Source organism: Pseudoxanthomonas beigongshangi (genome assembly GCF_016820515.1).
In the GTDB taxonomy this organism is placed as follows: Bacteria; Pseudomonadota; Gammaproteobacteria; order Xanthomonadales; family Xanthomonadaceae; genus Pseudoxanthomonas_A; species Pseudoxanthomonas_A beigongshangi.
On record NZ_JADHDV010000020.1, the window covers coordinates 61,553 to 79,423 of the forward strand.

The window sequence follows — 17,871 nt, forward strand, 5'->3', positions numbered from 1 at the left end:
GACAGAGGTGTGCGAGTGAAATCCCTATCCACTTCCTTGTTGCTGGCAGCGCTGCTGGCCGGTTGCGCGGGCCAGCACATGACCCACCGCGGTTCCGCCAATGGCGGCACCGTCGAGGGCAGCGACGCGCGCATGGTCGCGATCACGCCCGAACTGGTCGCCGCGCCGCGCCAGGCGGTCACGCTGCCGACCGAGCTTGCCGGCTACAAGCCCGAGATTTACCGCATCCAGCCCGGCGACACGATCCTCGTCACCGTCTGGGATCACCCGGAACTGACCACGCCCGCGGGCAACCAGCAGCAGGCCGTCACCAACGGTCGGCTGGTACAGCCCGATGGCACGTTCTTCTATCCGTACGCGGGCAAGATGAACGTCAAGGGCATGACCATCGAGGAACTGCGCAGCGGCCTGTCCACGCGTCTGGGGCAGTACCTGCGTTCCCCGCAGATCGACGTCAACGTGGTCGGCCACGGCGGACGCGTCGCCCTGCAGGGCGCGTTCGTCGACACCTCGCCACAGGAATTCACCACCGTGCCGCTGACGCTGGCGCAGGCGGTCGGCAAGGCGCGCATCAACGTGGAGGAAGCGGATCTCGCCGGCTTCGTGCTGACCCGCGACGGGCACGATTATCCGCTGGATCTGGATGCACTGAACCGGGATGGCAAGGTCGCCGCCGACGTTTACCTCAAGCCCGGCGATCGGCTGTACCTGCCGTTCAACGACCGCAAGGAGGTCTACGTGGTCGGCGAAGTGATGCGCCCGCAGGCGATCAACTTCAAGACCACCGACATGAGCCTGACCCAGGCGCTCGGCCGCACCGGCGGCCTGAACCCGACCACCGCCAAGGGCAGCGCGGTCTACGTGATCCGCGGCATGGAGGATCTGCAGCGCGAACCGGCCACCGTCTATCACCTGGACGCCGGTTCGCCCGCGGCCTTCGCGCTGGCGGATCGCTTCCCGCTGCGCGCCGGCGACGTGGTGTGGGTGGGACCGGCCGGCGTGACCCGCTGGAACCGCTTCCTGACCCAGTTGTTGCCGTTGTCGGGCATCATCAGCAACGCCGCGTCGGCGCAGTACGACTTCGACCGCAATTGATGGGGTGACCGGGTCGCGCCTCGTGACGCGGCCGACCCGGGAAAAGCGGACGACGACGGCGGAACCGCATCAAAAAAACAAAGGCGACGGCCGTTTCCGACCGTCGCCTTTGCTCATGTGCCCTGCGAAAGGCTCCTGTGGAGAACCGAAGGGTCATCCAGACGATCGACCGGCCCTTTGTCCACCGGGCGAGAAGCGGTGTGCCCGGCGTGGGTTCTCCTGTGGCTGCCGATGGTCCGTGGGTCCGGAAACTGCGGAAAACGAACCCCGCTGAATGTCGGCGTGACCGGCGTATCGTCAAAGGAGGGTGTGCCGGTGCCACGCGCCCACCATGCCTTCGGCAATGGCAAGAGCGGGTGGAGCCGGTGTGGCGAAAGCGTTATCGGCCGGCGCTGTTCAGGGCGCATTTGACGATATGAATACAGGCGGCGTGATATTCCTGCCGCTCGTTACGGGAGGCTAGGCACATGGGTTCGATCCATCCCCCAGCGCGCCGCTGGTATCGCTGCGAAGTCGTCGATGTCCAGGCCGAATTGAGGTACTGGAAACTGGAATACGTGTCCCACGACTTCCATGAACCGGGCACGTCGTTCTCACGCTACGAGCCGGTGCTCAGGTTCGCCTACGACGCCTACCTGCGCCATCACGCGCAGCCGCTGGCCGACGTCATCGACGTCCTCCACCACAAGTACGTCGAGACCTTCGACAGCTGGAGCATGCTGCCGTGGCCGCGCGCCGAGGCCGTCCTGCGCGAAGTCTGGCTGCGCATGGGCGCGCCGCTGGAAAGCCTGCGGGTCACGCCGCCGCTCGAACGCGACTCGCGCCTGCGCCTGCATTGATCCGGGAACGCGATCGACGCGTTCCCCGGATCCGCCGCACCTTCACTTCAGCCGTTCGAGCACCGCGTTGGCCACGCCGATCGCGGACGCCGGATTCTGGCCGGTGACGAGTTCGCGATCGATCACCACGTTGGCGGCCCAGGGTGAAGTGTTGCTGACGTGGTGCGCGCCGGCCGTTTCCAGCGCGGTCTGCGGATAGAACTTCATCTCGCCACCGCCCAGCGCGCCCTTGGCCTGTTCCTCCTCCTGGTTGCTGATCACCGTGAACCGGTAACCGGCATAGATCCAGTCGGCCGGTGCCGCCGGCGTGCCGCCCGCTTCCAGCGCGCCGATGAAGGTGCCGTTGCCGGGCAGGGTCGACAGCAATGCGATCGGGCCGTGGCAGACCAGCGCGGTGGTCTTGCCGCGGCCGTGGAAGTCCGCCAGCAGGCGGCCCATCGCCGGCGAGGCCAGCAGATCCTGCATGGGCGCATGGCCGCCGGGCACGTACACCGCGTCGAACTGGCCGTAGCCCATCTGTTCGATCCGGGCCAGGCTGAGCACCGGCGATTGCGCCGGCCGGGTCAGGGCCAATCGGTCGAGCAGATCCCGGTGCGCCTTCAGCGCGCCGGCGTCGCCGCCGAAGTACATCGGGTCCAGCGAGCCCTGATCGACCGCCGGCGCCACGCCGGACGGGGTGGCGAAGGTCACCTGGTGGCCCGCGTCCAGGAACAGCTTGACCGGCTGCATCAGTTCGTTGAGGTAGAAGCCGGTCGGGAAGACCCGGCCGTCCTTGAGATCCAGGTGGTCCGCATCGGACAGCACGACCAGCACGTGGGCCGCGTCGGCATGCGCGGCGGGAAGCGCCAGTGCGACGGCCGCGGCCAGGATTTTGAGTGATTTCATGAAGTGTTCCTTGAGAATTCGCCGGCTCGGCGGAAGTGGCCGCCACTCTATTTCGTGCCCAAACCGGGATAAACTCGCTCGCTGGCAATTTATTTTTCCTTTCGAGGCAAAGATGGCGCGCCGGTTCGATCACCTGGGTGACGCGGAGGTCTTCGTGATCGTGGTGGGGCAGGGATCGCTGACCGCCGCGGCGGTCGCCCTGGGCACCACGCCCTCGGTCATCAGCCGCGCCATCGCGCGGCTGGAAACCCGCCTCGGTAACCAGTTGCTGCGGCGAACCACCCGCCGGCTGGGATTGACCGAGGCCGGCCAGCTGTACCTGGAGCAGGCGCGTGCGGCGTTCGCGCTGTTCGACGAAGCCGAGCGCACGGTGCAGGGCAGGTCGGGCACTTTGGCCGGACGCGTGCGGCTGAGCGTGCCCACCACCTACGGCCATTACCGGCTGCCGGAAAAGCTGGCGCGTTTCTCGCGCGAGCATCCGCAGGTGCACATCGAACTCAACATCTCCAACCGCAACGTCGATCTGGTGGCCGAAGGCTTCGACCTGGCGGTGCGGCTGGGCGCGTTGCCCGACAGCGGACTGGCCGCGCGCCGGCTGGAGGATGCCGCGCTGTGCATGGTCGCATCACCCGATTACCTGCGCCGCGTCGGCACGCCGACCCGAAGGGAGCAACTGGCCGAGCACGCCTGCATCCCGTTCGTGATGCCCAGCAGCGGGCGCATCGCGCCCTGGTTGTTCCGCGAGGACGGACGTGACCTGGAATGGACGCCGCCGGATCGGCTGACCGTATCGGACGACGTGCTTGGCGTGGTGTCGCTGGCCAGCGGCGGCGCCGGTATCTGCCAGACCTACGATTTCATCGCCGACGGCCATCTTCGCGAGGGCCGCCTGGTCGAGGTGCTGCCGCAACTGCGTGGACGCTCGCGTCCGTTTTCGCTGATCTACGCACCGCATCGTCGCTTGTCGGCGGCATCGCGCGCCCTGATCGACAGCCTGTCGAAGAGCGGCGAAGCGGCCACGGACTGATTCGGAGCGGCCACTCAACGCGCCGCCGGCGCATGGCGCTCCCAGTAACCGTCTTGCGGCGGAATCTGCTGGACCACATCCACGCTTACGCCGGCGGGATCCCGGGTCATGAAACGCCGCTGGCCCCACGGTTCATCGGTGAGTGGATGCAGAATCGGCGCGCCTTCCCGACGGAGCTTTTCATACAGCAGCGACGCATCCGCCACCTCGACGGTCAGCAGCATGCCTTCGCCATTGAAGACCTCGGCTCCCGGCGGGCGGGAAGGATGATCCGGGGTCATGAACGCCAGGGTGGCGCCACGACCGTCGCCATCGGCGGGACCGGACAGGTAGACGAACCAGTTGGCTTCGAACAGGACTCGGAATCCGAAATGCCGCACATGGAAATCACGCGCGGCGGTCATCGCCGGCGTGGTGATCAGCGGATACAGGTCGCGCACGCGCACCGTGGAAGGCGGGGTGTCCGATGGCTCGGGCGCTGTCGCGGCGCCTGGCAGCGGAAGCGCGCCGGCCAGCAGCAGGATGGGAAGGATTCGGGACATTGGCATCGGGCGTTCCTCGGTGGAAGGGAAGAAAGCCGACGCGTTCCGTCGCCGGCTCCGCCACGATGCACGGCTCAGATTGACAGCAGTTGCTCGATTGCGCGCACCGCGACCCGCGCGCCATCCTCCGCCCGCATGCGCTGGCCGAGTTCGGCCGCGCGCGCACGGATATCCGTCCGGTCGGTGAACGCGATCGCCCGCGCCAGCGCGGAGGCCTCCAGTCGTTTCCCATCCACCGCAGGACCGGCCACGCCCAGGCGGCGCAGCCGATCCGCCCAGAACGGCTGATCGCCGGCGAACGGCACCACCACCGAAGGCACGCCGGCGCGGGTGGCCGAATGACTGGTGCCCGAGCCACCGTGATGGACGACCAGCGAGGTGCGCGGGAACAACCAGTCGTGCGGCGTCTCGTCGACGATGAAGAAGTTGTCCGGCAGCGCGTCGCGCGCCACGCCGCTCCAGCCCGGATGGAACAACGCGCGCCGGCCCGCGACGGCGTCGACCATCGCCCGGACCAGCCGGGGGCGGTCGAAACCGGCCATGCTGCCGAAGCCCAGGTAGATCGGCGGTTCGCCCGCGTCGAGCCAGCGCTCCAGCGCGGGCGGTGGTGTCCACGCCGGCGCTGGCAGCGTCCATTGGCCGCAGACCCGCGCATTGTCCGGCCAATCCGCCGGTTGCGGCAGCAGGGTGGGGGACACGCCATACAGCATGGGGTGTTCGGTCCACACCCGCTTTCTCGCCGGCAGCGCCAGCACGCCGGCGCGCGCGGCGTTCGTGGCGCTGCGGAAGGCTCGCCAGAGCAGGCTGTTGACGAGGCGGTGGCTGGACGCGTTCAACGCGCGCGGCACGGGGATGGACGCCAGGAACGGCGAGGCGAAGTCGCCGGTGGGCGTGATCGGAATCAGGCCCGCACCGATGGCCGGAATGTCCAGCGCCTCGGCAACCGAAAGCCCGGCGAACGCCGCCAGCCCGGAGACAATCAGCGCATCGCATCCCGTCGCCGCATCCCGGATCTCGCCCATCCAGTGCATGACGTTTGCGTTGGCGATATCGGCCAGCGCCCGGGCGGTGCGGTTGAAGCCGCCCTTGCGGTCGACCGCCGTCGCCAGCGCCTGTCCGGGCGAAAGCGCGCCGCGGATGTCGCCGGACAACGGGGTTGCCGCCAGGCCGGCGGCATGGGCGGAGCCGAGCGTGGCCGCGTCGGCGAGCAGCCGGGTGTCGTGGCCGGCGGCATTCAGCGCCAGGCACAGCGCGGCCAGGGGACGGGTATCGCCTTCGGTACCATAGGTTGCAACCGCGAACTTCATGGGGATCTCCGGACGCCGGACGACCCGGCGGATGGACAGAAATAAATGTGCACGACGTATACTAATTTACATCGTATACCCGATGTAAGAGGCAGGCCCCATGGATGAAACCGCGGAACCCGGGCGCCGGGCGCGCAAGCGCGCGCGGATGCTGGACCTGTTGACCGGCACCGCCGTCCGCCTGTTCGAGCAACAGGGCTACGAGGCGGTGACCATGGAACAGATCGCGGCCGAAGCCGATGTCGCCAAGCGCACGCTGTACAACCACTTCCCGACCAAGGAAGCGCTGCTGGCGCGTTGGCTGGACGCCGAACTGGAGAAGGATCTGGCGCACCTGGCCGACAGCATCGCCCGCCGCCGGAGCTTCGCCTCGCGGGCGGCCTGCATCCTCGACGCCTCAGCGGCGTGGTGCAGCGCGCACCCGGAACACCTGATGGCCTATCTGCGCTACCGTTTCACCAGCCTCGGCAACGAGGCGGAGCAGGCGGACATCGGCGATGGCGGCATCGTCGCGCTGTGGCAGCGCCTGATCGCCGCGGCGCAGGAGAGCGGCGAACTGGGCGACAGGTTCCCGCCCGCGCAACTGGCGACCTGGTTCCACCACCTGTACCTGGCCGCGCTGCTGCGCTGGCTGACCGTGCCGGGACTTTCGCTGCAACGCGAGTTTGCCGACGCCGCGCGCCTGTTCGTGGACGGTGCGGCGGCACGCTGAACGGCGCGCCGCCCGTGCGCGTCAGTGCCGCTGGCGCGGATCCCGGCCCAATTGGCGATACAGGGTGCTGCGGCTGATGCCCAGTTGGCGCGCCGCGCGGGCGACGTTGCCGTCGCAGGCTTCCACCGCCGCGCGCATGGCCGCGCGGGTCATCGAATCCAGCGGCGCGGATGCGGGCGGCGCGACAACGGCGGGCGTATCCATGCGCGCCTGCAGGTAGGCGGGCAGGGCATCGGCGCCGATCAGGCTGCCGGGTTCGCTCAGGGCGGCGAGGGTGCGCAGGCTCGCCACCAGTTGGCGCAGGTTGCCGGGCCAGGCATAGCGCGCGAGCCGTTCGACCGCCTCGTCGGACAGCCGGCGCCCCTGGCCGATGCGCTGCCACAGTGAATGCACCAGCCCTTCGCGTCCGGGCTGTTCGCGCAGCGGCGCCAGTTCGACCAGATGATGGGAAATGCGGTAGTAGAGATCGGCCCGGAAGCGGCCTTCGGCCACCGCGTCTTCCAGTCGCCGGTGGGTCGCGCAGACCAGGGCGAAATCCAGTTTGACCGGCTTGCCGCCGCCCAGCGGCGACAGTTCGCGATCCTGCAGGACGCGCAGCAGGCGCGGTTGCAACGCCAGCGGCATGTCGCCGATTTCGTCCAGGAACAGGATCCCGCCGTCGGCCTGCCGCAGCAGGCCGATGCTGCCGTCCTTGCGCGCGCCGGTGAAGGCACCGCTCTCGTAGCCGAACAGTTCGGCCTCGATCAGCCCCTCCGGCAGCGCGGCGCAATTCACCGCCACGAAGGGTTTGCCGGCGCGGGCGCTGCGCCGGTGCAGTTCGCGCGAGAACACTTCCTTGCCGGTGCCGGTCTCGCCCAGCACCAGCACCGGAATGCCGGCATCGAGCACGCGGCAGGCGCGTCCCAGTTCGGCTTCCAGTTTCGCGTCGAACAGCGGTGCGCCGGCTTCGGTTCCCGAGCCGGAGGCCGATACCGTGATCGGCGATGCCGCGCGGGCGCGCCGCGAGCGGGTCGGCCCATCGACGTGTCCGTGCAGCAGGCGGCCGCTGCGGTCCTGTAGGACGCCGTCGTCGCGCAGGCGTGACAGCGCGCCGTCGAACATCGCCTCGTAGGAGGCGCGCCCGAGATCGGCCCGCTCCAGTCCGAACAGCGCCAGCCCGGCCCGGTTGGCCGCCACCAGCCGCCCGTTGCGGAACGCCAGCAGACCCTCGCGCGCACTGCCCAGCAGCGCCGGGTTGGCATGCACGCGCAGCAGGTCGGCGTCGGTGATGCCTTCGTCGAAGTACCGATGTTCGATGTTGGCGACCGCCAACTGCGCCAGGCCAAGCGCGTGCATGGGCGCGACCATCGCGTCGCCGGAGATGTCCAGCACGCCGACCATGCGCCCAAACGGATCGAACACCGGCGCGGCCGAGCAGTTGAGGATGCGGTGCGGCGCCGCGTAGTGCTCGGCGCCGCGCACTTCGACCGCGCGGGCGTCGGCGATCGCGGTGCCGATCGCGTTCGTGCCCACCCGCGCCTCGTTCCAGCACGCACCCGGCATCAGTGCGACCCGGCCGGCCTTGTCGAGGAATTCGGCGTTGCCCTCGGCGTCGAGGATCCAGCCTTCGGCATCGGTGAGGATGACGATGCTGCCGGTATTGGCGGCGTCGGCGGCGAGCATTTCGACCTCGGCGCGCGCCAGTCGCCAGAGCTGTTCGTGCTGCTCGCGCAGGGTACGCAGGCGGGGCGCGTCGATCGGTTCGATCGCCGGGCGCGCATTCGCCGCCAGGCCCAGGCCCAGGCAGCGCCGCCACGATTGCAGGATGGCCGGCGGTACCTGGCCCACCGGCGTGCGCCCGGCCTCGAAGAAGGCGCGCCGGGCCTGCGCGATGCGTTGCTCGTCGGGTGGAGCGGATGGTCGGGACATGCCGGAAGTCCTCGCCGGGCGATGTGTCGCATTTTGCGACAGGAAAACCGCCCGCTGTCCCGATACACAGCACACCCGCGGACACTCCGCAAGCGACGCGCTTGTTGCGTTGCCGCAGCGGCAACGCGGTTTCCTTGCGGAATGGCGGCGTAGCGGCGTGGCGCGGCGCAGCAACAAAAGCTGGCACGCAGCCTGCGTCGGACGGGAACCCCAACCGAACAAGCCAGGAGATTCCGATGAACGCAGTCGCCGCCCCCCGTCCACAGGCCGTGGACCCGTCCGCCATCTTCAAGCAGCGCTACGCCAACTTCATCGGCGGGCGCTGGGTGGAACCTCGTTCGGGGCAGTATTTCGACAACACCAGTCCGGTCAACGGCAAGGTGTTCACCCAGGTGCCGCGTTCCAACGCCGACGACATCGAGGCCGCGCTGGACGCCGCGCACGCCGCACGCGAGGCGTGGGGCAAGGCCTCGGTGACCGAGCGCGCCAACGTGCTGCTGCGGATTGCCGACCGCATCGAGCAGAACCTGGAATTGCTGGCGCACGCCGAAACCTGGGACAACGGCAAGCCGATCCGGGAAACCCTCAATGCCGACATTCCGCTGTGCGCGGATCATTTCCGCTACTTCGCCGGCGCCATCCGCGCGCAGGAAGGCGGCATCAGCGAAATCGATCACGACACCATCGCCTATCACTTCCACGAGCCGCTGGGCGTGGTGGGACAGATCATCCCCTGGAACTTCCCGCTGCTGATGGCCTGCTGGAAGCTCGCGCCCGCGCTGGCCGCCGGCAATTGCGTGGTGCTCAAGCCGGCCGAACAAACCCCGGCCAGCATCCTGGTGCTGATGGAGATCATCGGCGATCTGCTGCCGGCGGGCGTGCTCAACGTGGTCAACGGCTTCGGCCTGGAAGCCGGCAAGCCGCTGGCCAGCAGCCCGCGCATCGCCAAGATCGCCTTCACCGGCGAGACCACGACCGGCCGGCTGATCATGCAGTACGCCAGCCAGAACCTGATCCCGGTGACCCTGGAACTGGGCGGCAAGTCGCCCAACATTTTCTTCGCCGACGTCATGGCCGAGGACGACGATTTCCTGGACAAGGCGATCGAGGGCTTCGTGCTGTTCGCCTTCAACCAGGGCGAGGTCTGTACCTGTCCGTCGCGGGCGCTGATCCAGGAATCGATCTACGAAAAGTTCATGGAGCGCGCGCTCAAGCGCGTCGCCGCGATCAAGCAGGGCAATCCGCTGGATCCCAATACGATGGTCGGCGCGCAGGCGTCCAGCGAACAACTGGAGAAGATCCTGTCGTACATCGACATCGGCCGGCAGGAAGGCGCCGAAGTGTTGATCGGCGGTGCCCGCAACGAGCAGGGCGGTGATCTGGCCAGCGGCTATTACGTGCAGCCGACGGTGTTCAAGGGCCATAACCGGATGCGCATCTTCCAGGAAGAGATCTTCGGCCCGGTGGTCTCGGTCACCACCTTCAAGGACGAGGCCGAAGCGCTGGCGATCGCCAACGACACCCTGTACGGGCTGGGCGCCGGCGTCTGGAGCCGCGACGCGGCGCGGTTGTACCGGATGGGCCGTGGCATCCAGGCCGGACGGGTGTGGACCAACTGCTACCACGCCTATCCCGCGCACGCGGCGTTCGGCGGCTACAAGCAATCCGGCATCGGCCGCGAGAACCACCGGATGATGCTGGACCACTACCAGCAGACCAAGAACCTGCTGGTCAGCTATTCGCCCAAGGCACTGGGTTTCTTCTGAGCCGTCGCGCGGGCGCCTTCCGACCGACGGCGCCCGCGCGTGTTTCCCGATTGATTGGAATCAACGAGCCGGGGAGGCCACCGCGCTACGGTGGTCCTGGCGCAACCAACAGGAGAAATGCGTGGACAAGACAATGAAAGCCGCCGTGGTTCGCGAGTTCGGCAAGCCACTGGTCATCGAAGAGGTGACCGTGCCGCGTCCCGCCGCCGGCGACGTGCTGGTGAAGATCGAAGCCTGCGGCGTCTGCCATACCGATCTGCACGCGGCCGAAGGCGACTGGCCGGTCAAGCCGAACCCACCATTCATTCCGGGCCACGAAGGCGTTGGCCACGTGGTAGCCGTGGGTGCCGGTGTCACCCATGTGAAGGAGGGCGATCGGGTCGGCATTCCCTGGCTGTATTCGGCCTGCGGGCATTGCGAACACTGCCTGGGCGGCTGGGAAACCCTGTGCGAGCAGCAACAGAACACCGGCTATTCGGTCAACGGCGGATTCGCCGAATACGCGCTGGCCAACGCCGATTATGTGGGGCATGTGCCGAAGGGGATCGGTTTCGTCGAGATCGCGCCGGTGCTGTGCGCGGGCGTGACCGTCTACAAGGGACTCAAGGTGACTGATACCCGTCCCGGCAATTGGGTAGTGATCTCCGGCATCGGCGGTTTGGGGCACATGGCGGTGCAGTACGCGCGGGCAATGGGCTTGAACGTCGCCGCCGTGGACGTGGACGACGCCAAACTCGAGCTCGCCAGGCGCCTCGGCGCCACCGTCACCGTCAACGCCAGGACCACCGATCCGGTGGCCTATCTGAAAAAGGAAATCGGTGGCGCGCATGGCGCGCTGGTCACCGCGGTCTCGCCCAAGGCGTTCGAGCAGGCGATCGGCATGGTCCGGCGCGGCGGCACGGTGTCGCTCAACGGATTGCCGCCAGGCCAGTTCCCGCTCGATATCTTCGGCATGGTGCTCAACGGGGTGACCGTGCGCGGCTCCATCGTCGGCACCCGTCTGGATCTGCAGGAGTCGCTGGACTTCGCCGCGCTCGGCAAGGTCAAGGCGACGGTCTCCACCGATCGGCTGGAGAACATCAACCAGGTGTTCCAGCGCATGCACCAGGGCCAGATCGAGGGCCGGGTGGTGCTGGATCTGGCCGCCTGAGTTTGCCGTTCAAAGGCACCGCCCGTGACCGAAGCCTCGTCCACCGCAAATCCCCCTCCCTTGCAGGTGATGGCGACGCTGCCGGCGTTGCAGCTGATCCAGACGCTGCGCGCCCGGCACGGGCCGGTGCTGTTCCATCAGTCCGGCGGTTGCTGCGACGGTTCCTCGCCGATGTGTTTCCCGGTCGGCGACTTCATCGTCGGCGACCGCGACGTGCAACTGGGCGAGATCGGCGGCGCGCCGTTCTACATCAGCCCTTCCCAGTTCGAGTACTGGAAGCACACCCAACTGATCATCGATGTCGTGCCGGGGCGCGGTGGCATGTTCTCGCTGGAGAACGGGGAGGACGTGCGCTTCCTCGTCCGTTCCCGCCTGTTCACCGACGAAGAGTACCTCGCGCTGGAGCGGGCAGGGCGGGTCTGATTCCGTGACCCGCCTCGCCGCTCGAACCCTGGCGGCCGCCTTTCTTCATTTCGACGCAGCCATCCCAGATAACCAAAGATCATTTGCTTTACGTGACGCATCACATAAAATAGCCATCACCCCAAGCGATGGAGCCACTGATGCGTGACGCAAACGATCCCGGCACCCTGGAAATGGTGTTTCCCCGGCGTCGCGGCCGTCCGCCGCAGCATGGCGTGGCGATGACCGCCGCCGAGCGCGCGCGCAACTACCGAGCCAATCGCAAGCATCGCCGGCAGACCGGCAGCCGCGTCCTGCATGTGCAGAGCGACACCACGTTGCTGGACAAGATCCGTGACGCGATCAGCAGCGGCCGCTCGCCAACGGCGATAGGCCGGCTGGTGGCGGAACTGGCTTCCCGCTATCCGGTCGCGGCCGACTGACCCGTCCGCAGCGCGACAGAACAAGGCACCTCGCTCCCGCCTCTCCGATAGGGGAGGGGTCTCGCGTCGCACGGAGCACACCGGTTCGGCCAACCAATGGCACTGCGAGCCGGCCGGTTCCGTGATATCCAATGACGGAAACCGCTCGGGAGGGAGCGCCATGAGACACCGGATTCGCTGGATGGGGACGTTCCTGCTGTGCGCGGCGATGCCGGCGCTGGCCCAGGACGCCGCGATTCCCCTCGCAGACGCGCGCGCCGTCTTCAGCCAGGCCCGCTCACAATGCGAAGCCGATGGCGGGCACCTGTGGGGCGCATCGCTGTGCGGCCCGATCATGCTGGTCGATCCGCGGACCCGCCGCATCGTCGCGTCGCAGGCCGACGCGAAGGGCGCGCTGCGCGAACAGGACGGCGTGTTTGTCGGCGAGCTGCCGAAGGAGACCAACGTCGCCAACACGGCCGTCGAATGGTCCGGCACGCGCTGGACCCAGATGCTGTGGCCCTTGCCGGAAGACGAAGGCAAGCGTGGCACGCTGATCGCGCACGAAATGTTCCATCGCCTGCAACCGGACCTGCCGATTGCCGATGCCAGGGGCGGCGAGAACCCGCATCTGGATACGCTGGAGGGACGCTACAGCCTGCAACTGGAATGGCGGGGGCTGGCCAGCGCACTGCAGGCCGATGGCGACGCCGCCCGGCGTGCCGCGGTCGCCGATGCGCTGGCATTCCGCGCCGACCGGCATCGGCGTTTCCCGGAGGCCCGCGCGGACGAGACGGCGCTGGAACTCAACGAAGGCCTGGCCGAGTACACCGGCGTGATGCTCGGAAACGCGACGCCACAGGCTCGCCTTCAGGCGGCGCTCCACGATCTCCAGTCGCATGTCGCCGATCCCAGTTTCGTGCGCTCCTTCGCGTACGCGACCGGTCCGGCCTACGGCCTGCTGCTCGACCAATTCGCGCCGGGCTGGCGCAAGCGTCTGGGAGACACCGCCATGGATCTCGGCACCCGCCTGCGCGAGGCGGGCGGCTTCGAAGTGACGACAGGCGATGCGGCGCTGGCCGCGGCGGCCGCGCGCCATGGCGGCGCAGCGCTGCGCGAAACGGAAACCGCGCGCGAGCGGGAACGCCTGGCGCAACTTGAGCGCAACCGCGCGCGCTTCGTGCGGGGACCGGTGCTGACCCTGGCGCTGAAGCACATGAGCGTCCAGTTCAATCCGAGCAACCTGCAACCGCTCGACGGCGTGGGTACCGTCTATCCCACCATGCGCGTCACCGACGACTGGGGCACGCTGGAAGTGGAGGAGGGCGCGGTGATGAGAAGCGACTGGAAAGCGGTGATCCTCGCCGCCCCCGATGCGAGCGGCGCCGCGCCGCGTGGCCCCGGCTGGAAGCTGGCGCTGAAGCCCGGCTGGACGCTGGTGCCAGGCACCCGACCAGGGGACTACGTGCTGAAGGGCCCCGAGTCCTGATCGCGGCGAAACCGGCTACATCCTCCGGTTGATTTCCTGCACCTTGGCTACCGCATCCTTGCGCTCGCTGTAGCGGTCGGTCAGATAGTCACTGCGATCCCGGACCATCATCGTGAACTTCATGAGTTCCTCCATGACGTCCACCACGCGGTCATGGAACGGCGACGGTTTCATCCGGCCGTCATCGTCGAATTCCTGCCAGGCCTTGGCGACCGACGACTGGTTGGGGATGGTCACCATGCGCATCCAGCGCCCCAGGATGCGAAGCGTGTTGACCACGTTGAAGGACTGCGATCCTCCGCAGACCTGCATGACCGCCAGCGTCTTGCCCTGGGTGGGGCGCACGCTGCCATCCTCCAGCGGCAACCAGTCGATCTGGTTCTTGAACACGCCGGTGATCGTGCCGTGGCGTTCGGGCGACACCCACACCTGTCCTTCCGACCACTGCGACCACTCCCGCAACTGCCGGACCTTCGGATGCTCCCGGGGCACGCTGTCGAGCAGGGGCAGGTCGTGCGGATCGAATACCCGTGTCTCCGCGCCCAGGTGGCGCAGGATGCGCTCGGCTTCCAGCGCCAGCTTGCGGCTGAAGGATTGCGGACGCAGCGAACCGTAGAGCAGCAGGATGCGCGGGGCGTGGCTTCCCGCCGCTCCCAGCGATTCGTGGTGGGGCAGGGGCAGCAGCTCCGTGCTGACGTGGGGAATGTCCGCGGTCGAGGATTGTTTTGTCATATTCTTTCGATTATTCTGGAAATATGGAAACGAAACAAGCCATCGCCGCATTGACCGCCCTGGGCCACGCCACCCGCCTGGCCGCCTATCGCCTGCTGGTCGAGGCCGGCCCCGCCGGACGCATGGCGGGCGAGATCGCCGAAGCGCTCGCCATTCCCAACGCCACGCTTTCCTTCCATCTGAAGGAACTGGTCCAGGCCGGCTTGGCGGAAAGCGAGAACCGCGGTCGCAACGTCTGCTATCGGGCCAACTTCGAGGCCATGAACGGCCTGGTGGCCTATCTCACCCACAACTGCTGCGTCGGCTCGCCCGTCGAGTCGTGCGCGCCCGCCTCTTCCTGTGAATGCTGAGCCGAGGGATCCCATGAAGCGTCGCGTCCTGTTCCTGTGTACCGGCAATTCCGCCCGCAGCGTGCTGGCCGAAGCCACGCTCCGGGCATGGGCCGGCAACCGGTTCGAAGTATTCAGCGCCGGCAGCAAGCCGGCCGGGCAGGTCAATCCACATGCACTCGCCCAGCTGGCGGCCGAAGGCATTTCGACCGCCGGCCTGCGAAGCAAGTCGTGGGACGAGTTCGCGACCGCGGATGCCGCGCCGATGGACCTGGTGGTGACGGTCTGCGATTCGGCGGCCTCGGAAACCTGCCCGGTGGTGTTCGGCGACTTCCTGCGCGTGCATTGGGGCCTGCCGGATCCGGCGGCGGTGTCCGGTACCGACGAAGAGAAGGCCGCAGCCTTCCGCCAGGCGCATCGCGTCATCAAAGCGCGGCTGCTGGCCTTCCTGGCGCTGCCGGCCGAGGCCTGGAACGATCGGCAGGCGCTCAAGACACAACTGGATCGGATCGGTTTCGTGGAGCCGGAGGACGAGGCGCTTTCCCATGGCTGAGGCCACGCCCCGCATCGGTTTTTTCGAGCGCTACCTGACCGTCTGGGTCGGCCTGTGCATCCTGGTCGGAACCGGCCTCGGCCACCTGTTTCCCGCAGCCTTCGTCCGCCTGGGCGGGATGGAAGTCGCCAGGGTCAATCTGCCGGTCGCGGTGCTGATCTGGCTGATGATCATCCCGATGCTGCTGAAGGTCGATTTCGGCGCGATGAAGGAAGTCGGGCGGCATTGGCGCGGTATCGGCGTCACGCTGTTCATCAACTGGGCGGTCAAGCCGTTCTCGATGGCGCTGCTGGGCTGGTTCTTCCTGCGACATGTGTTCGCGGATTTGCTGCCGGCCGATCAGATTGACTCGTACATGGCCGGACTCATCCTGCTGGCCGCCGCGCCTTGCACGGCGATGGTCTTCGTATGGAGCAATCTCTGCCGGGGCGACGCCAATTTCACCCTGAGCCAGGTGGCGCTCAACGACGCCATCATGGTGGTGGCGTTCGCACCACTGGTGGCGCTGCTATTGGGCCTGTCCGCCATCACCGTGCCGTGGGACACGCTGCTCATCTCGGTCGGCCTCTACATCATCGTGCCGGTCGCCATTGCGGTCGTGATGCGCCGTTGGCTGATGAGACGGGCAGGGGAGCAGGGGCTGGAAAAGGTGTTGCACAGGTTGGGGCCATACTCGCTGGCCGCGCTGCTGCTGACGCTGGTGCTGCTGTTCGGCTTCCAGGGCCGCCAGATCATCGAACAGCCGATGGTGATCGCCATCCTGGCCGTTCCCATCCTGATCCAGGTCTACTTCAATTCCGGTCTGGCCTATCTGTTGAACCGGCGCCTGGGCGTGGCCCACAGCGTGGCCGGTCCTTCGGCGCTGATTGGCGCCAGCAACTTCTTCGAACTGGCGGTGGCCACCGCGGTCAGCCTGTTCGGCGTCCATTCCGGCGCGGCCCTGGCGACCGTGGTCGGCGTACTGATCGAGGTGCCGGTGATGCTGTCGGTCGTCGCCATCGTCAACCGCACGCAGGGCTGGTATTGCGTGGGTGTCCAGCGCGCCATCGGAGCCAGGTGACATGCCGTCCATCCAAGCCATCGATCTCGACGCGGCAGTCACCCACCTGCTGTCCGACAGCGGTCTCCCCACCGCGGATCTCGCAAACGGCGCGCGTGTCGAATTCCTCGGAGCGCGCCGGGACGACGTGCTCGAGGGATGCGTGGCGCTGGAACGCTGCGGCGAACTGGCGCTGCTGAGATCCCTGGCGGTCTCCCGGCAATCTCGTGGTTCCGGCCTCGGCGCAATGCTGGTCGAGCACGCCGAGGATTTCGCCCGGCAACGCGGATACCGTGCGATCTATCTGTTGACCACGGACGCGTCGAGCTTCTTCGCCGCGCGGGGGTACCAGCGGGTCGACCGCGAACAGGCACCCGCCAGCGTCCGCGCCACCTCCCAGTTCTCGGCACTGTGCCCGGCGTCTTCCATCCTGATGTTCAAGCCGCTCGCCAACGAATGACGCGCGAGCGGGGCAGGGCATCGACTAGGCGCGGCTGCCGACCCGTTGCGCGCGCCAATCGCCGGCGCCGGCGAACCGCAGGTAGACCTCTGCGACCAGCAGGTTGGGCATCCAGCAAAGCCACGCGATCGCCGAATAAGCCACGGGGAACGCAATGCCCGCGATCTGGCTGACGGGCAGGTAGATGCGCAACGTGACCGCCGCGAACGTCAGCGCGAAACTGCGGATCATCCAGCGCCGGTGTTCCGCGATGTTGCCGGCCCGGACATGGCGATAGGCCATGAACGTGCAGCCAAGCCAGCACACCGCCAGCAGTGCGAATCCGGCCTGGGTGATGGTCCCGCCCGACGACTGGACCGCAAGCACGAAACCGGAAATGCCGCCGGCCAGCACGCCCGCCACGTAGAACCGACCCAGCCAGCGATGCCCGCCGCCAAAGCGGCTGCGAAGCCAACTGTTGAGCTGGAACGTGCCGATGGTGAGCGCCAATGCGCTCCCGGCGAAATGCGCGATGGCGGCGACCGGACGCTCGGCGATCAACGTCCGGACCAGCGAAGGGCGAAATTCAGGCAACGCCAGCAGCGCCACTGCATAGCAGGCGACCGCGAGCGCCAGAAACGTCATGACGATCCATCCCAAGATCCGCGCCATTTCCGAGCATTCCCTTTGCCGCCCGGAACGGGCTTCGACGTCCATGCTCCTTTGTCCGGACCGTCCAAAGCAGTGCCGTTTGTCGGGGTGCCGTTAGTCAGCGTTCGTGTGGGGCAGGTGGCTCCCTGGCGACGGGGCCTGTCCGGCCGAACTGGCATCCGGACGTTAACAAAACCCTACCTCGGCGAGTCCATGGTGCGGTGGAACCCACACCAGGCGAAGGCAAGTGACGGGCTATGGTGGCCTCAGCCGCCAGCAGCGGCGATTGCTGGTTGAACTCTGCGGCGCATCGTCGGACAACCGGGTCATGACGATAGCCGAAGGCATCACCGTAGCCGACGCCTGGCGCGAAGCCGCATCGGAACTGGCACAGCGGGGACTCGTGGAAATGCAGGCTGACACCGCCTCCAGCACATGCTGGCTGACCTCGCTCGGCTGGACCCTGTGCCACGACCTGGCCGTGCATGATGCCTACAACCAGCAGGCGAAGCCGGGCTGGCGGTATTGAGCGTCAGCGGCGCGGCGCTTCATATGCCCTGGACCGGCCAGAGTTCTGTAGACAC

The 17,871-nt window shown here is 67.5% G+C and carries 20 protein-coding genes; 14 read left to right on the forward strand and 6 right to left on the reverse strand.

Annotated elements, in window-relative coordinates; all coding sequences use genetic code 11:
- Positions 1-15 precede the first annotated feature (15 nt).
- Both IQ458_RS14720 and IQ458_RS14725 read left to right on the forward strand, forming a co-directional pair.
- Entirely contained in the window at positions 16-1,095 is a 1,080-nt protein-coding gene (locus IQ458_RS14720) for a polysaccharide biosynthesis/export family protein (protein ID WP_318289099.1), read from the forward strand.
- A 467-nt stretch (positions 1,096-1,562) separates the two neighbouring features.
- Entirely contained in the window at positions 1,563-1,934 is a 372-nt protein-coding gene (locus tag IQ458_RS14725; protein ID WP_141452827.1) for a hypothetical protein, read from the forward strand.
- Between the two features lie 42 nt (positions 1,935-1,976).
- Here IQ458_RS14725 and IQ458_RS14730 read toward each other — a convergent pair whose 3' ends face one another.
- A complete protein-coding gene (locus IQ458_RS14730) occupies positions 1,977-2,819 on the reverse strand; it encodes a type 1 glutamine amidotransferase domain-containing protein (RefSeq protein ID WP_203323279.1) in 843 nt (280 codons plus the stop codon).
- A gap of 112 nt (positions 2,820-2,931) precedes the next feature.
- Between IQ458_RS14730 and IQ458_RS14735 the strand changes: the two genes are divergently transcribed.
- The gene (locus tag IQ458_RS14735; RefSeq protein ID WP_203323280.1) at positions 2,932-3,846 is read left to right on the forward strand and encodes a LysR family transcriptional regulator; all 915 of its coding nucleotides are present in this window, start codon (positions 2,932-2,934) and stop codon (positions 3,844-3,846) included.
- Positions 3,847-3,860: 14 nt separating this feature from the next.
- Here IQ458_RS14735 and IQ458_RS14740 read toward each other — a convergent pair whose 3' ends face one another.
- Complete coding sequence (locus IQ458_RS14740) at positions 3,861-4,388, reverse strand: VOC family protein (protein WP_203323281.1); 528 nt, start codon at positions 4,386-4,388, stop codon at positions 3,861-3,863.
- A gap of 74 nt (positions 4,389-4,462) precedes the next feature.
- Positions 4,463-5,695: a glycosyltransferase gene (locus IQ458_RS14745; RefSeq protein WP_203323282.1), complete on the reverse strand. Its 1,233-nt coding sequence runs from the start codon at positions 5,693-5,695 to the stop codon at positions 4,463-4,465.
- A 100-nt stretch (positions 5,696-5,795) separates the two neighbouring features.
- On the opposite strand from IQ458_RS14745, the gene IQ458_RS14750 reads away from it, so the two are divergent.
- A complete protein-coding gene (locus tag IQ458_RS14750; RefSeq protein ID WP_235996867.1) occupies positions 5,796-6,407 on the forward strand; it encodes a TetR/AcrR family transcriptional regulator in 612 nt (203 codons plus the stop codon).
- A gap of 21 nt (positions 6,408-6,428) precedes the next feature.
- On the opposite strand, the gene IQ458_RS14755 is transcribed toward IQ458_RS14750, so the two are convergent.
- Positions 6,429-8,315, reverse strand: coding sequence for a sigma-54-dependent Fis family transcriptional regulator (locus tag IQ458_RS14755; protein WP_203323283.1), 1,887 nt, complete (start codon positions 8,313-8,315; stop codon positions 6,429-6,431).
- A 236-nt stretch (positions 8,316-8,551) separates the two neighbouring features.
- Here IQ458_RS14755 and adh point away from each other — a divergent pair, with 236 nt between their 5' ends.
- The 5 genes from adh (at position 8,552) to IQ458_RS14780 (ending at position 13,544) form a co-directional block, all read left to right on the forward strand.
- Positions 8,552-10,081 carry an aldehyde dehydrogenase gene (gene adh / locus IQ458_RS14760; RefSeq protein ID WP_203323284.1) on the forward strand — a complete coding sequence of 510 codons (1,530 nt, stop codon included), beginning with the start codon at positions 8,552-8,554 and terminating at the stop codon, positions 10,079-10,081.
- Positions 10,082-10,202: 121 nt separating this feature from the next.
- Entirely contained in the window at positions 10,203-11,231 is a 1,029-nt protein-coding gene (adhP, locus tag IQ458_RS14765) for an alcohol dehydrogenase AdhP (RefSeq protein WP_203323285.1), read from the forward strand.
- Between the two features lie 69 nt (positions 11,232-11,300).
- Positions 11,301-11,654 (forward strand): DUF779 domain-containing protein, encoded by a 354-nt coding sequence (locus tag IQ458_RS14770; RefSeq protein ID WP_203323294.1) that lies wholly within the window; start codon positions 11,301-11,303, stop codon positions 11,652-11,654.
- A gap of 140 nt (positions 11,655-11,794) precedes the next feature.
- Entirely contained in the window at positions 11,795-12,076 is a 282-nt protein-coding gene (locus IQ458_RS14775; RefSeq protein ID WP_235996868.1) for a hypothetical protein, read from the forward strand.
- A 160-nt stretch (positions 12,077-12,236) separates the two neighbouring features.
- The gene (locus IQ458_RS14780) at positions 12,237-13,544 is read left to right on the forward strand and encodes a hypothetical protein (protein WP_235996870.1); all 1,308 of its coding nucleotides are present in this window, start codon (positions 12,237-12,239) and stop codon (positions 13,542-13,544) included.
- Positions 13,545-13,559: 15 nt separating this feature from the next.
- Here the strand turns inward: IQ458_RS14780 and arsH are convergent, their stop codons facing one another.
- Positions 13,560-14,276: an arsenical resistance protein ArsH gene (gene arsH / locus IQ458_RS14785; protein WP_203323286.1), complete on the reverse strand. Its 717-nt coding sequence runs from the start codon at positions 14,274-14,276 to the stop codon at positions 13,560-13,562.
- A 23-nt stretch (positions 14,277-14,299) separates the two neighbouring features.
- Here arsH and IQ458_RS14790 point away from each other — a divergent pair, with 23 nt between their 5' ends.
- Genes IQ458_RS14790 through arsN2 form a run of 4 tightly spaced genes read left to right on the forward strand, consistent with a single transcriptional unit; the run spans position 14,300 to position 16,657 of the window.
- Positions 14,300-14,626, forward strand: coding sequence for an ArsR/SmtB family transcription factor (locus IQ458_RS14790; RefSeq protein WP_203323287.1), 327 nt, complete (start codon positions 14,300-14,302; stop codon positions 14,624-14,626).
- Positions 14,627-14,639: 13 nt separating this feature from the next.
- Complete coding sequence (locus IQ458_RS14795; protein WP_203323288.1) at positions 14,640-15,158, forward strand: arsenate reductase ArsC; 519 nt, start codon at positions 14,640-14,642, stop codon at positions 15,156-15,158.
- 13 nt (positions 15,159-15,171) lie between these two features.
- Positions 15,172-16,218 carry an ACR3 family arsenite efflux transporter gene (gene arsB, locus IQ458_RS14800; protein ID WP_425504699.1) on the forward strand — a complete coding sequence of 349 codons (1,047 nt, stop codon included), beginning with the start codon at positions 15,172-15,174 and terminating at the stop codon, positions 16,216-16,218.
- 1 nt (position 16,219) lies between these two features.
- Positions 16,220-16,657 (forward strand): arsenic resistance N-acetyltransferase ArsN2, encoded by a 438-nt coding sequence (gene arsN2 / locus IQ458_RS14805; protein ID WP_203323290.1) that lies wholly within the window; start codon positions 16,220-16,222, stop codon positions 16,655-16,657.
- A 24-nt stretch (positions 16,658-16,681) separates the two neighbouring features.
- On the opposite strand, the gene IQ458_RS14810 is transcribed toward arsN2, so the two are convergent.
- Positions 16,682-17,353, reverse strand: coding sequence for a DUF2306 domain-containing protein (locus IQ458_RS14810; RefSeq protein WP_203323291.1), 672 nt, complete (start codon positions 17,351-17,353; stop codon positions 16,682-16,684).
- A gap of 262 nt (positions 17,354-17,615) precedes the next feature.
- Between IQ458_RS14810 and IQ458_RS14815 the strand changes: the two genes are divergently transcribed.
- Positions 17,616-17,816, forward strand: a complete 201-nt coding sequence (locus tag IQ458_RS14815; RefSeq protein ID WP_183636316.1) for a hypothetical protein — start codon at positions 17,616-17,618, stop codon at positions 17,814-17,816.
- The last annotated feature ends 55 nt before the right edge of the window (positions 17,817-17,871 follow it).

Coding starts and splice junctions, on each gene's coding strand:
- IQ458_RS14745 (WP_203323282.1), bottom strand. CDS start 5,695: ATGAAGTTCGCGGTTGCAACCTATGGTACCGAAGGCGATACCCGTCCC.
- IQ458_RS14735 (WP_203323280.1), top strand. CDS start 2,932: ATGGCGCGCCGGTTCGATCACCTGGGTGACGCGGAGGTCTTCGTGATC.
- IQ458_RS14750 (WP_235996867.1), top strand. CDS start 5,796: ATGGATGAAACCGCGGAACCCGGGCGCCGGGCGCGCAAGCGCGCGCGG.
- IQ458_RS14775 (WP_235996868.1), top strand. CDS start 11,795: ATGCGTGACGCAAACGATCCCGGCACCCTGGAAATGGTGTTTCCCCGG.
- IQ458_RS14790 (WP_203323287.1), top strand. CDS start 14,300: ATGGAAACGAAACAAGCCATCGCCGCATTGACCGCCCTGGGCCACGCC.
- arsH (WP_203323286.1), bottom strand. CDS start 14,276: ATGACAAAACAATCCTCGACCGCGGACATTCCCCACGTCAGCACGGAG.
- arsN2 (WP_203323290.1), top strand. CDS start 16,220: ATGCCGTCCATCCAAGCCATCGATCTCGACGCGGCAGTCACCCACCTG.
- IQ458_RS14810 (WP_203323291.1), bottom strand. CDS start 17,353: ATGGACGTCGAAGCCCGTTCCGGGCGGCAAAGGGAATGCTCGGAAATG.
- IQ458_RS14795 (WP_203323288.1), top strand. CDS start 14,640: ATGAAGCGTCGCGTCCTGTTCCTGTGTACCGGCAATTCCGCCCGCAGC.
- IQ458_RS14730 (WP_203323279.1), bottom strand. CDS start 2,819: ATGAAATCACTCAAAATCCTGGCCGCGGCCGTCGCACTGGCGCTTCCC.
- adh (WP_203323284.1), top strand. CDS start 8,552: ATGAACGCAGTCGCCGCCCCCCGTCCACAGGCCGTGGACCCGTCCGCC.
- IQ458_RS14755 (WP_203323283.1), bottom strand. CDS start 8,315: ATGTCCCGACCATCCGCTCCACCCGACGAGCAACGCATCGCGCAGGCC.
- IQ458_RS14780 (WP_235996870.1), top strand. CDS start 12,237: ATGAGACACCGGATTCGCTGGATGGGGACGTTCCTGCTGTGCGCGGCG.
- IQ458_RS14740 (WP_203323281.1), bottom strand. CDS start 4,388: ATGTCCCGAATCCTTCCCATCCTGCTGCTGGCCGGCGCGCTTCCGCTG.
- IQ458_RS14770 (WP_203323294.1), top strand. CDS start 11,301: ATGGCGACGCTGCCGGCGTTGCAGCTGATCCAGACGCTGCGCGCCCGG.
- IQ458_RS14815 (WP_183636316.1), top strand. CDS start 17,616: ATGACGATAGCCGAAGGCATCACCGTAGCCGACGCCTGGCGCGAAGCC.
- IQ458_RS14725 (WP_141452827.1), top strand. CDS start 1,563: ATGGGTTCGATCCATCCCCCAGCGCGCCGCTGGTATCGCTGCGAAGTC.